General features: G+C 68.3%; 10 protein-coding genes. 6 read left to right on the top strand and 4 right to left on the bottom strand.

Going from position 1 to position 12,589, the window contains the following annotated elements; translation table 11 throughout:
- Positions 1-5: 5 nt before the first annotated feature.
- The 4 genes from ALI144C_RS41840 (at position 6) to ALI144C_RS41825 (ending at position 7,237) form a co-directional block, all read left to right on the top strand.
- Positions 6-797 (top strand): thioesterase II family protein, encoded by a 792-nt coding sequence (locus tag ALI144C_RS41840; protein WP_076992737.1) that lies wholly within the window; start codon positions 6-8, stop codon positions 795-797.
- Positions 798-810: 13 nt separating this feature from the next.
- Positions 811-2,667: an asparagine synthase (glutamine-hydrolyzing) gene (gene asnB, locus ALI144C_RS41835; RefSeq protein WP_076992736.1), complete on the top strand. Its 1,857-nt coding sequence runs from the start codon at positions 811-813 to the stop codon at positions 2,665-2,667.
- A gap of 232 nt (positions 2,668-2,899) precedes the next feature.
- On the top strand, positions 2,900-4,015 hold the full coding sequence (locus ALI144C_RS41830) for a hypothetical protein (RefSeq protein ID WP_076992735.1): 1,116 nt from the start codon (positions 2,900-2,902) through the stop codon (positions 4,013-4,015).
- A 186-nt stretch (positions 4,016-4,201) separates the two neighbouring features.
- Positions 4,202-7,237, top strand: a complete 3,036-nt coding sequence (locus ALI144C_RS41825) for an amino acid adenylation domain-containing protein (RefSeq protein ID WP_076992734.1) — start codon at positions 4,202-4,204, stop codon at positions 7,235-7,237.
- A 70-nt stretch (positions 7,238-7,307) separates the two neighbouring features.
- On the opposite strand, the gene ALI144C_RS41820 is transcribed toward ALI144C_RS41825, so the two are convergent.
- From ALI144C_RS41820 to ALI144C_RS41805, 4 genes are read right to left on the bottom strand one after another with little or no spacing between them, the layout of a single operon-like run.
- On the bottom strand, positions 7,308-7,931 hold the full coding sequence (locus ALI144C_RS41820) for a response regulator (protein ID WP_076992733.1): 624 nt from the start codon (positions 7,929-7,931) through the stop codon (positions 7,308-7,310).
- Complete coding sequence (locus ALI144C_RS41815; protein WP_076992856.1) at positions 7,928-9,211, bottom strand: sensor histidine kinase; 1,284 nt, start codon at positions 9,209-9,211, stop codon at positions 7,928-7,930. The genes ALI144C_RS41820 and ALI144C_RS41815 overlap by 4 nt, the downstream gene beginning before the upstream one ends.
- Positions 9,212-9,214: 3 nt before the next feature.
- Positions 9,215-9,955: an ABC transporter permease gene (locus tag ALI144C_RS41810; RefSeq protein WP_076992732.1), complete on the bottom strand. Its 741-nt coding sequence runs from the start codon at positions 9,953-9,955 to the stop codon at positions 9,215-9,217.
- A gap of 13 nt (positions 9,956-9,968) precedes the next feature.
- Positions 9,969-10,877, bottom strand: a complete 909-nt coding sequence (locus tag ALI144C_RS41805) for an ABC transporter ATP-binding protein (protein WP_076992731.1) — start codon at positions 10,875-10,877, stop codon at positions 9,969-9,971.
- Positions 10,878-11,138: 261 nt separating this feature from the next.
- Here ALI144C_RS41805 and ALI144C_RS56005 point away from each other — a divergent pair, with 261 nt between their 5' ends.
- Both ALI144C_RS56005 and ALI144C_RS41800 read left to right on the top strand, forming a co-directional pair.
- Positions 11,139-11,279, top strand: a complete 141-nt coding sequence (locus ALI144C_RS56005; RefSeq protein ID WP_168211485.1) for a hypothetical protein — start codon at positions 11,139-11,141, stop codon at positions 11,277-11,279.
- A 43-nt stretch (positions 11,280-11,322) separates the two neighbouring features.
- A complete protein-coding gene (locus ALI144C_RS41800; RefSeq protein WP_076992730.1) occupies positions 11,323-12,540 on the top strand; it encodes a helix-turn-helix domain-containing protein in 1,218 nt (405 codons plus the stop codon).
- Positions 12,541-12,589 lie beyond the last annotated feature (49 nt).

Genomic DNA, 12,589 nt, shown 5'->3' with positions numbered 1-12,589 from the left:
AACCGATGCCCGATCCCACCGATGACGACCTGTGGTTGCGCTGCTACCGCCCGGTCGAGTCACCCGTCGCCCGCCTGGTGTGCTTCCCGCACGCGGGCGGAACCGCTCCGTTCTACCGCCCCGTGCCGTTCGCGTTGAACACCGCCGACCGCGTGGAGGTGCTGGCCGTCCAGTACCCGGGCAGGCAGGACCGCCGCCATGAGGAGCCGATCGCCGACATGCACGCGTTGGCGGACGGCGTTTTCGCGGTGCTGGCGAGGCGGCCGCGGCTGCCGCTGGTCCTGTTCGGACACAGCATGGGCGCTGTCGTCGCCTTCGAGGTCGCGCGCCGCTGCGAGCGTGCGGGACTGCCCGTCGCCCGCCTGATCGTCTCAGGCCGTCGTGGCCCGGCGGTCGAGCAGGCACCGGCAAGGAACGTGCACGCCATGACCGACGCCGCGATCATGGACGAGATCAGGAGACTCGACGGGTCCGCGTCGATCGTGCTCAGCGACCCCGACATGATGGCCGCCGCCCTGCCGTCGCTGCGTGCCGACTACCGCGCGATCGAGACCTACCGGGTCGGCGCCGAAGCCGCCGTCGGCTGCCCGGTGACCTCGCTGAGCGGCGACCAGGACCCCATGACCTCGGTCGCCGAGGCAGGGGAATGGCGGACTCACACCACCGGCGAGTTCGACCTGCGCGTTTTTCCCGGTGGTCACTTCTTCCTCGTCGAGCAGATGCCGCGAGTGATCGACATCCTTGACCGCCATTTGTCGGATGTGGTGTCGGACCACGTCGCAGAAGTCGTTGGTTGATTGGAGAACGGATATGTGCGGAATCGTCGGTTGGGTGTCCTTTCAGCGTGACTTGCGCGGCGAGCGGACCACCCTCGATGAGATGACCAAGACCATGGCTTGTCGCGGCCCGGACGACCTCGGCAGCTGGGTCACCGAGCACGCCGCGCTCGGCCACCGCAGGCTGTCGATCATCGACCTGCCCGGCGGCGTCCAGCCGATGAGCGTGAACCCGAGCGGTGCCCCGGACGGCACGGTCGCGATGGTCTACGCGGGCGAGGCGTACAACTTCGTCGAGCTGCGGGACGAACTGCGCAGGCGCGGGCACCGGTTCGAGACCGAATCGGACACCGAGGTCGTGCTGCGCGGGTACGTGGAGTGGGGCGAGGCGGTCGCCGACCGGCTCAACGGCATGTACGCGTTCGCCATCTGGGACTCCCGCGAGCGCAAGCTGGTGATGATCCGGGACCGGATGGGCATCAAGCCGTTCTTCTACTACCCCACCGCGGACGGCGTCCTGTTCGGCTCGGAGCCGAAGGCGATCCTGGCCAACCCGCTGGTCGAGCGGACGGTCACGCTGGACGGGCTGCGCGAGCTGTTCGCGTTCATCAAGACCCCGGGGCAGGCCCTGTGGGAAGGCATGCGCGAGGTCAAGCCGGGCACCGTGGTCACGGTGGACGCCAACGGCGTGCGCGAGAAGGTCTATTGGAGCCTGCAGACCAAGGCGCACCAGGATTCCCAGGACGCCAGCGTCGCGCGCGTGCGTGAGCTGCTCGACGACATCGTGGAGCGCCAGCTGGTGGCCGACGTGCCGCGCTGCACCCTGCTGTCCGGCGGCCTGGACTCCTCCGCGATGACCGCGATCGCCGCACAGCAGCTCGGCAAGGAAGGCGAGACCGTGCGCAGCTTCGCGGTCGACTTCGTCGGCCGCACCGAGAACTTCGTACCGGAGGACCAGCGCGCGACCCCGGACCTGCCGTACGTGCACGACGTGGTCGAGATGGCCAAGACCGAGCACCGGGACATCGTGCTGTCCTCGGCCGACCTGGCGGACCCCGAGGTCCGGGCCGCGGTCGTCCGCGCCAGGGACACCCCCGCGGGCTTCGGTGACGTCGACACGTCGCTGTACCTGCTGTTCAAGTCGATCCGGCAGCACTCGACGGTGGCGCTGTCCGGCGAGTCCGCCGACGAGGTCTTCGGCGGCTACAAGTGGTTCTTCGACGAGGCCGCGCAGTACATCCCCACCTTCCCGTGGCTGCTGCAGTTCATCCCGAAGTCCGAGGACGACAAGCCCATGCCGGTGCTGCAGCAGTCGGTGCTCTCCGCCATGGACCTGCCGACGTACATCAACGACCGGTACGCCACCGCGATCGGCGGCGTGCAGCGGCTGGACGGCGAGAGCGACTTCGAGTTCCAGATGCGCAAGATCTGCTACCTGCACCTGACGCAGTACCTGCAGATCCTGCTCGACCGCAAGGACAGGATGTCCATGGCGGTCGGGCTGGAGGTGCGTGTGCCGTTCTGCGACCACCGGCTGGTGGACTACGTGTACAACACGCCGTGGTCGATGAAGTCCTACGACGGCAGGGAGAAGTCCCTGTTGCGTGGCGCGTGCCGGGACGTGCTGCCCGCGTCGGTCATCGACCGGGTCAAGTCGCCCTACCCGTCCACACAGGACCCGAGCTACGCCAGGGCGTTGCAGGAGCACGCCAAGGAACTGCTGGCCAACGCGTCGCACCCGGTCTTCGACCTGATCGACAAGGACGTGCTGCGCACCGCGGTCGCGATGGATTCGCCGCAGATCAGCGAGGCGTCCCGGCGCGGCCTCGAGCGCGCGCTGGACATGGCCATCTGGATGGACATCTATTCCCCGACCATCAAGGTGTCCTGACACGGGGTCCGCGAAACAATCGAGCCACATGGTGCCCGGTGCCGTTCAACTGTTGCGGTTCATGCAGTTGAACGGCACCGACGCGCTGCGGTTTTTTCGGTGAAAAGGTGTTCGTTGGAAAGGTTTCAAGCGATTGGTCTTCGCTGGTAGAAAGGGTTTCGTGAATATGCGAAGAGGCGGTTTTCGGTCGCCATTAAGAATTGTCGGAACGCTCGCGGTCACCGCGGGTCTCGTGTGCTCGACCGCGACGGTCAGCGCGGCCGCCGCACCGGCTTGGGATCACCTTTCTTTCCCCTACGGCTACAACCAGCCTCTGAAGCAGCTCAACGACGTCGCCGCCGTCAGCGGCACGGAGGCATGGGCCGTCGGCCAGTCGCGGTTCGACAAGCCGCCCGTGACGGGCACGTGCGGGAACGTCTTCCGCTGGGACGGCCGGAAGTGGACCCAGCAGGGACTCATCGACACCTGCAAGGGGCCGTTGCACGCGGTGTCGGCTGCGTCGAGCACCAGCGTGTGGACCGTGGCGTCGACCGCCGCCTACCGCTGGGACGGCCAGAAGTGGACCTCGAAGCCGTACCCCACCGAGTCGGGCAACGAGTTCTACCTCAACGACATCGCCGCGGTGGGGAACACCGCGTTCGCCGTCGGCCGCTCGTGGCGGCCCCAAGGTGAGGTGACCACCGCGGGCGTGATCCGCTGGGACGGCAACGCCTGGCAGAAGATGAGCGTCCCCCTTCCGGCCGGGAACACCGAGCTGACCAGCGTGTACGCCACCTCGGCGAACGACGTGTGGGCGGTCGGCACCACCAAGCAGCGCGGCTTCGGCTCGGACGACCAGGCGCTGGTGCTGCACTGGAACGGCAGCGCGTGGACCGCGGTGCCGAACCCGCCGAAGGTCAACCTGGTCGCGACGAGGCTCAACACCGTGGTCGCCCGCGGCGGCGAGGCATGGGTCGGCGGCGAGAAGGTCACCTACGAGTCCAACGGCATCTCGGTCAAGACCCGGGAAGCGCTGCTGGCGCGGTGGGACGGTCGTGCCTGGACGGCCACGGCCACCCCGCTGCCGGTCGACCAGGACGAGAAGTCGGTGGTCCTGACCCTCAACGGCACCGAGGTGTGGGCGGGCGCCAACGTCTACGACCGCGCACAGGGCTACAAGTGGATCGGCAGCCTGCTGCGCTGGGACGGTTCCGCCTGGCAGCAGACGTCGAAGCCGGCGCTGGTGGAATTCGGCTACCGGCAGCTCGGCAGTATCCCGGGTGGCGGCCTGTGGGCCGCGGGCAACGGAACACGGGAAAACGACGAACTGGCGCACGGCGAGTACCTCGCCCGGCTCAGCGGGTCCTGACCGGCGCAATATCATCTCCACCCGTGGCGGATTGAACGCTTGAGGGATCCAGTCGTCCTCCACTACGGTGCGAACAATTCTGCCGGTCCCGCGGGTATTTGAGGGGTAACCAATTATGAGGCATCGATTTTTCCTCGTGCTCAACCAGCCGGTGACGGAACGGGAATTGTCGATCGAGGCGGCGTCATGACCGCGCTCAAGCCTCCGCCGACCGGCGAGCGGACCTTCCGCCGCCGGATCACCCCGCTCGAATGGTGGTTCCTCGGCCACCCCCGCGGAATGACACCGACGTTCGGTGTGGTGGTCGAGGGCGACGGTGCCCTCGACCCCGACCGGCTCACCGAGGCGATCGCCGTCGCCTCGCAGGCGTGTCCGGGCGCCCGGCTCGTCCGGCGCGACCACGACTGGGTCGACGGCGGGAAGCCCCCGCCGTTGGCGGTCGTCGACGTCGCGGAGGACCAGGACCTGCTGCGGATTCCGCAGCTGCACGAATGCCTGACCGGACCGGGCGTCCCGTTCTGCCAGGTCGTGCTGGTCCGGCGGGAGACGGGCGGCAGGTCGGCCGTCGTGTTCCGCGCCAACCACGCGGTGATGGACGCACACGGGCTGCGCTCCTGGATCTATGACGTGTTCCGCGCGCTGCGGGCCGAACCGGTGATCGGCGCGCCGGACCCGGTCGCCGACCGGGACGTGTACGACCAGTTCCCCGTGCGCACCGACAAACCGTTCCCGCACGCGGACAAGACCCCGATCATGGGGATCTGCAAACCGACTTCCCAGCCACGCACCGTCGTCGCTCGCCGCGCGCTGCAGGGCAGGTTCCCCGGGATCACCGCCCGGCTGGCCGCGCTGCTGGCCGACGTGGTCGCCGAACAGCCCGGGACCAAGCGCAAGGCCGCCTTCTACGTCCCCGTGGACCTGCGGTACTACCGGCCCGAGGTGCGCAGCACGGCGAACCTCACGCTCGGCATGCCCGTCGAGGTCCAGGCGGGTGAGGACTGGGCGGACATCCACGCGCGCATGCTGCAGGGTGTCAAGGACGGTGCCCCGGCGCAGAACGTGGTCCCGGACAAGGTGTTGTCGGTGCCGCTCCCGGCGATCGAGTCGATCCTGCTGGAGACCAACCGGCAGACACGCCCGAAGGAACGCGTCCCCGTCGACGCGGTGATCTCCCACGCCGGCCGCTTCGAGCTCGGAAACCTGTGCGCCCCAGGGTTCACCTCGCACACGGCGTACATCATGGAACGCCCCCTGCCCGGCGAGTCGCCGGTGCTCAACGTCACGGAGCTCGACTGGCACACCGAGATCACGGTGGCCTGGTGGGACGGGGAAGCGACACAGGCACGCCTGGACGCGCTGCTGGACCGGCTCGTGTCCACACTCGCGCCACGCCCGCCTTCGCTGCCGCAGGCGGGAAAGCCGCCCGCGCCCGGCAGTTGGGCTGACGACGTCGTCACCCGTTTCCTGCAACGCGCCGCCAAAACCCCGGACGCGATCGCGCTCGACGGCGGCGAGGACGGCGTGCTGACCTACCGGCAGATGGAGCGCCGCACCGCTGCGGTGGCAGCCGCTCTGCGCGAGCGCGGTGCCGGGCCTGACACGGTGGTCGGCGTGCTCGGCGACCGCTCCGTCGCCTCGACGATCGGGGTATGGGGCGTGCTGCGTGCGGGCGCCGGGTACCTGCCGATCGACGCGCGCAACCCGGACGCGCGCATCGCCGGGCTGCTCGCCGACGCGGGAGCCCCGATTTGCCTGGTGCAGCGCCCTTATGACGTGCGTGACTGCCTTCCCGACGGGTGCGTGCGACTCGTGGTGGACGACTTCGGCGAGGACACCGACGTGCGGGTTCCCGTGCCGGAGATCCGTGACGACCAGCTCGCGTTCCTGATCTACACGTCCGGCTCGACCGGCCGCCCGAAGGGCGTGGAGATCCCGCACGGCGCGGTGCGGACGTGGGCCGACTGGGCCATCCGCGACCTCGGGCTCGACTCGGGAACGAGGCTGCCGATGCTGGCGTCACTCGGCTTCGACGTCGCGGCCTGCGCGCTCTACCTGCCGTTGCTCGCCGGTGGCACCGCGGTGTTGCGTCCCGCGGACATCAGCCACTCGATGCTGCGGGAACTGTTGCTGGAGTCGGGCGCCAACACACTGATGATGACGCCGTCGCACCTGGCGCTGATCAACCGCCTCGGGTTGCGGCCCAAAGGCTTCCGTACGGTCGTGACGATGGGCGAGCCGCTGTCGACGGCTGTGGCACGGGAAGCGCAGCAGGTGTTCGGCCCGGGATGCGCCGTCGTCAACTCGTACGGGCCGACCGAGACCACGGTGATCATGACGTGGCTCCCGTTCGACGCAGGCGCTGACGCGAACGACACCGCGATCGTTCCACTCGGCCTGCCCACGGCAGGCACCAGCGTGTTCGTCATCGACGACCACGGGCGCTACACCGCCGACGGGGAGACCGGCGAGATCTGGATCGGTGGCCCGCAGTTGGCCCGCGGCTACCGGGGACAGCCGGAACTGACCAGGCGGGCCTTCATCCGCATGGCCGACGGCACGAGGGTGTACCGTTCCGGTGACCTGGCGCGCAGGCTGCCGGACGGCCGCACACTGGAGTTCGTGTCCCGTGTGGACGACCAGGTGAAGATCCTCGGCCACCGGGTGGAACCGGCCGAGACAGCCCATGTGCTGCGCGGTCACCCGGCCGTGGCCGAGGCGGTCGTGCTGGCCCGTCCGTCGGGCGACCACAAGGCTTTGGCCGCGTACGTGGTGCGGGTGCCGGACTCGGAGGTCACGGTCGACGAGCTGGTCTCACACGTCTCCGCAGTACTGCCCGCCTACCTGGTGCCCGCTGCCACGGTGTTCGTCGATGCCATCCCACACACCATGAACGGCAAGGTCGACGCGCGCCAGCTGTCAGATCCGTTCGCCCGCGTCCCGGCTCTGGCGGCGTCCGCAGCAGGGCGTGACACGACTGCGGCGGCGGTCGCCGGAGTGTGGTCGGAGATCCTCGGCATCGACCCGGACCGGCTGGACGACGACACCGACTTCCAGCAGCTGGGAGGCAACTCCCTCGACCTGCTCACGATGCTGGCCAAGGTCGCCGACCGCGTGGTCGGGGAGCCCGCTCGCGCGGACTTCGACGCCGCTCTCGCGACACTGGTGCGCACGCCCACTTTGCGCCTGGTGACCGCCGCCGTGAACAACGCCCGCAACCCTTGAGCTTCGTGCAACCAATGTGGCCTTTGTAGCGTTTTTCGCAACAAAGGCCACATTGGTAGCCACCCAGACGCTACGGCGTCAGGTAACCACGGGAGAACCCCGCGGCCACGGCGGCTGCCCGGTCACTGACACCGAGCTTCGCGTACACGTGCAGCAGGTGTGTCTTGACGGTCGCCTCGCTGATGAACAGCTGCTGGGCCGCCTCGCGGTTCGTCGAACCCCGCGCTATCAGCTGGAGCACTTCCAGCTCACGCTGCGACAGCGGCTCGGATGCGGGCTGGCGCATCTGTCCCATGAGGCGTGTGGCCACGGCGGGGGACAACACCGCCTGGCCTCGCGCGGCCGCCTCCACCGCGCGGAACAGCTCTTCCCTGGGGGCGTCCTTCAGCAGGTAGCCGGTGGCGCCCGCTTCGATGGCAGGCAGCACGTCGCTGTCGGTGTCGTACGTGGTGAGCACCAGGACACGGGCGGGCACGCCGCGTTTCGTCAGTTCCTTGATGGCGGTGACGCCGTCGGTGTTCGGCATCCGCAGGTCCATCAGGATCACGTCGGGCTGGAGCTTCTCCCCGGCGGCCACGGCCTCGGCGCCGTCACCGGCCTCGCCGAGCACTTCGAAGCGCGGGTCGGCACTGAACATGCCACGCAGCCCGTCCCGCACCACCGGGTGGTCGTCGACGATCAACAGCTTGATCACTTGCCGCCTCCCGCGGGGATGGCCGGGACGCTCGCCGAGATCGCGGTGCCGCCGCCTGGTTCCGACTCGATGTCCAGCTGACCCGCGAGGCGCTGCACCCGCTGCCGCATCCCGGCGAGTCCGAACCCGCCGTTCGTCGAGCCGTTGGCGCGCTTGGCGTTCGGGTCGAAACCGACGCCGTCGTCGCGGACGTCGATGCTCACCAGATCCTCCATGTAGGACAGGGTCAGCCCGACTCGGCTGGCCCTCGCGTGCTTGGCCACGTTGGCCAACGCCTCCTGCGCGGTCCGCAGCAGCGTAACCTCCACGTCCGCGTGCATCGGCCGGGCGTCACCGGTGGTGGTCAGCACCGCGTCGATGCCGTTGACCTCGGACCACCGCCTGGCCACGTCGCTGATCGCGTCGGGCAGCCGGGACTCGGCGAGCACGGCGGGCTGTACCGCGTGGACTGTGCGGCGGGCCTCGGTGAGGCTCTCGCGGGCGAGGTTCATCGCGTTCGACATGTACTTGCTCAGCTTCGGCGGATCGCCCAGCGTCTGCTCGGCCGCCTGGAGCTGGGTGATGATGCCCGCCAGGCCCTGGGCGAGGGTGTCGTGGATCTCGCGCGCCATCCGCTGCCGCTCGTCCATCACCCCGGCCTCGCGCGCCTGGACCAGCAGTTGGGCGTGCAGGCCCGCGTTCTCCGCGAGCGCGTCCTCGAGCTTGTCGTTGGCCTTGCGCAGCTCGACCAGCGCCTGCCTCTGCTTGTCGTTGCGGTGGTTGGCCATCTCGGCGAAGTAGAAAAGGGCACCGGAGAGCACCGTGGAGACCGCGGAGACGGCCACCCAGGCCAGCCACATGTTGTCGGCGTCGATGCTGGCCACGCCGCCCATGAACGCCGCGGCCGAGATCGTCGCCGTCGCGGCGGCACCGGCGTAGCGCCAGCGGCCGTCCAGGTACTGGAAGGCCAGGGGGTACCCGATGAACGTGAAGAAGCCGTACCAGGGGGCGATGGCCACCAGTCCGGCGGCCAGCACCATCAGTCCGGTGTAGTTCAAGCCCATCAGCGGGCGGTTGGCGTGCCACTCCGGGTGCAGCGTGTGGAACCAGAGCAGCCACAGCCCCGCCGCGAGCGAGAGCCCGAGCACCGCGGGGAGGTGCACGGGCACGTGCCAGAGCGGTTGCAGCAGAGTGACGATGACACTGGCCGACAGCAGGAAGTAGGGGAGGACCTTGAAGGTCGCGTTCTCCTTGCGCTCCCAGCGGTCGAACTCGTCACTCAGCTCGGCCTCGATGCTCACCACTTACTCCCAGCGGAAGTATCGCGCGGCCAGCCCCCCGGCCACGATCGTCCACCCCAGCAGGACGGCCCAGTGCAGCAGTTGCGGCCAGGTACCGGCTGTGGCGTCCTGCAATGATTGCACGGCGGCGCCGAGCGGGGTCAAGTCGCTGATCGTGCGCAGGACGTCGTTCATGGCGGCCCGCGGCACCCAGAGGCCCGCGAAGAACACCAGCGGGAAGAACACCAGCGTGCCGATCGCGCTCGCGCTCTTGCCGGACGGCGCCAGCGAGGCGACGAGCAGGCCGACCGCGAACATCGCCAGCGCGGCGAGCAGGTAGCTGATCAGGTAGGCGAGCAGCTGCTTGGGCAGGTTCACGTCGTACGCGAACCGGCCGATGGCGACCATGATCAGCATCATCACGACCGACAGGATGGTGGCCATGACGATCTGCGCGCTGATCATGACGATCGGCTTGACCGGGGTGGTCTGCATGCGGCGCAGCACACCCTTCTCCCGGTAGGAGGCGAACAGCAGGGCCAGGCCGTTGAGCGCGAAGAGGGCGAGACCCATCGCGACGACGACCGGTACGTACGCGTTGATCGCCCTGATGCCGCCGAGTTCGGCGCTGACCTCCCGCATCGCCGGGATCAGGCCCAGCACGACGAGCAGGATCGGGGCGAACGCGAGGGCGAAGAACACGACGATCGGTTCGCGGAAGAACAGTTTGGTCTCGGTGGCGGTGAGCCGGAACAGCGCGGACATGGTGTGGTTCTCCTCAGGACTCGATGCGGCGGCCGGTGAGCGCGACGAACGCGTCGTCCAGCGTGGTCTGCTCGACGCGCAGGTCGCCCGCCACGACCTGGTTGTGGGCGAGCACAGTGGTGACGGCGAGCAGCAGGTTCCCCGTGCCGGTGACGACGAGCTGGCTGCCAGCCTGCTCGACCGCGGTGACCTCGGGCAACGCGTTCAACACGGCGTGGTCGAGCGGTGCGGACGGCCGGAACCGGATCCGCTGCGTGTCGTCGACCTTCGAGACCAGCCCGGCGGGGGTGTCGAGCGCGACGAGGCGGCCGGAGTCGATCAGGGCGAGCCGGTCGCAGAGCCGCTCGGCCTCCTCCATGAAGTGCGTGACCATCAGGATCGTCACGCCCCGGTCGCGGATGCTCTCGATCAGGTCCCACGCGTCGCGGCGTGCCTGCGGGTCGAGGCCGGTGGTGAGCTCGTCGAGGACGGCCACCTTCGGGTTGCCGACCAGGGCGAGCGCGATCGACAGGCGCTGCTTCTGCCCGCCGGACAGGCTGCGGAACTGCGAGTTGAGCTTGCTGGTGAGGTTGAGCGTCTCGATCAGCTCACGCCAGTCGGCCGGGTCGCGGTAGAAGGAGCTGTAGAGCTCCATCGCCTCGCCGACCTTGAGCTTGTCCGGCAGTTCGCTCTTCTGCAGCTGGACACCGAGCAGCTGCCGCAACTCGTCGGTGTCGCGGTGCGGGTCGAGGCCGCAGACCCTGATGGAGCCGCCGTTCGGGTCGCGCAACCCCTCGATGCACTCGACGGTGGTGGTCTTCCCGGCCCCGTTGGGGCCGAGGATGCCGAAGATCTCGCCCTGCTCGACGGCGAAGCTGACCCCGTTGACCGCGGTGTAGTCGCCGTAGCGCTTGACGAGGTTGTTTACCTCGATGATTGCCATACGAGAAGCGTGCCCTTCGCGAACGCCGACCGAATCGACTGCGCAGCCAGCGCTGGCTCAGCCCCGGGCTGATTCCCGGATCAACCGATCGGTGGATGCGGGATCGACCGGTCTGGCATAGGAGCAGCTCAAGCCGGTGAGGTGATCAAATGGCGGGGCCCGCCATATATGGGCGCAGCTCGTCGCCGCGGGCCAGCCGGACCGGGTCTCGTCGTCGACCTCGATCATGTCCACATCGGCCAATCCCGGCCTGCCCGTCCGATGAGGACAGTCTGCGTCAAGGACACCGCCGACACCATCCCCGGTGCTCGGCTGCTCCTGGTACCCGGCATGGGACACGACCTTCCCCCGGAGCTCTTCGACCTTTTCGCGGACACCGTCGAAGGCGTGGCCCGGCGGTAGCCGGGTAGCCTGGTTCGTGTACGCGATGTGACGGGCGGGTCCTATGGACGACAGCGACACCGGTAACGGCAGCACTCGTCATGACGGACGCAGGTTGCGTGAACTACGGTTGTGGCGCGGCCTCAGTCTGCGCACAGTCGCGGAATTGGCCGGTATCAGCGAGAGCTACTTGTCCCTCCTCGAACGAGGCAAGCGGGCGTTGGATCGACGATCCCTGGTGCTCGCGTTGGCGGACGCTTTGCAGGTATCACCTGCGAACATCACGGGCCAGCCATACCCGCCCACTGATCGCGCGGAGGCCCTTGGGCACGCGGCCGCTCCGCAGTTGCGTGCGATCCTTCGCGATGTCGAACTGGACATGCTGGAGTCGGTTGCTGATGCTCGGCCCTTCGCGGCGATCCGAGCGGATGTGGACGCCGTCAACGCGGCGACAGTCGCTTCAGACTATGGAACGTTGGGAAGACTCGTACCAGGTCTCATCACCGAACTGTACGGTCTTGCCCAGGAGCGCCCGGAGCTGTGCGGTGACGCGCAGTTGCTGCTGGTTCAGGTGCTGCACAACGCGTTCTATCTGGTCAAGGACCTCGGTCATGGTGACCTCGGGTGGCTGGTCGCCATCCATCTGCATCGTGCAGCCGCAGCGTTGGGCAGCCCGGACTGGGGTGCCGTAGCCGAGTTCGTGCGCAGTCACGCTGTTGTGGGTGAACGTTCCCGTCAACGCGCGTTGACTCTGGCGGGTCGTGCTGCCGACGCCCTTGGCCCAGGCGATGGTGAACACGGCGAGATATACGGAATGCTGAACCTCACGACCGCGCTCAATGCCGCGTCGCTGAATCGCGCGGACTTGTCGAATGATCGGTTGGTGGAGGCCGCCGATGTCGCCACGAGAACCGGTGAAGGTTCTTTCGCGGGCATGATGTTCGGTCCGACCAATGTGGGGTTGTGGCGCGTCGCCCTGGCGGTCGAGCTCGGTGAAGGCGCCAAGGTGGCCGAGTTGGCGACTGCGATCGACCTCGAACAGATCTCCTCGGCAGGTCGGCGCGCCACGTTCTGGGGTGACATGGCGCGCGGTCTGACTCAGCGGCGCGGATCGGAAGAGCAAGCGGTTGTGGCGCTGCTGCGAGGAGAAAAGCTGGCGCCACAACGAGTTCGGACCAGTCCGTATCTACGGGCAACCGTGATGGCGTTGCTGCCTCGAACGCGAGGACAGGCAGCTCTTGAGCTTCGCGGTCTGGCTTTCCGGATGGGCTTGACCGCATAGCCGAGTCTGTCTGACCTGATTCGGGTACAAAGGAGTAACAGGAACCGGC

Source organism: Actinosynnema sp. ALI-1.44 (assembly GCF_001984155.1).
Classification (GTDB): Bacteria; Actinomycetota; Actinomycetes; order Mycobacteriales; family Pseudonocardiaceae; genus Kibdelosporangium.
The sequence above is the reverse complement of the archived record's forward strand: the minus strand, read 5'-3'. Positions and strand labels throughout refer to the sequence as shown.

Coding starts and splice junctions, on each gene's coding strand:
- ALI144C_RS41840 (WP_076992737.1), top strand. CDS start 6: ATGCCCGATCCCACCGATGACGACCTGTGGTTGCGCTGCTACCGCCCG.
- asnB (WP_076992736.1), top strand. CDS start 811: ATGTGCGGAATCGTCGGTTGGGTGTCCTTTCAGCGTGACTTGCGCGGC.
- ALI144C_RS41805 (WP_076992731.1), bottom strand. CDS start 10,877: ATGGCAATCATCGAGGTAAACAACCTCGTCAAGCGCTACGGCGACTAC.
- ALI144C_RS56005 (WP_168211485.1), top strand. CDS start 11,139: ATGAGGACAGTCTGCGTCAAGGACACCGCCGACACCATCCCCGGTGCT.
- ALI144C_RS41800 (WP_076992730.1), top strand. CDS start 11,323: ATGGACGACAGCGACACCGGTAACGGCAGCACTCGTCATGACGGACGC.
- ALI144C_RS41825 (WP_076992734.1), top strand. CDS start 4,202: ATGACCGCGCTCAAGCCTCCGCCGACCGGCGAGCGGACCTTCCGCCGC.
- ALI144C_RS41810 (WP_076992732.1), bottom strand. CDS start 9,955: ATGTCCGCGCTGTTCCGGCTCACCGCCACCGAGACCAAACTGTTCTTC.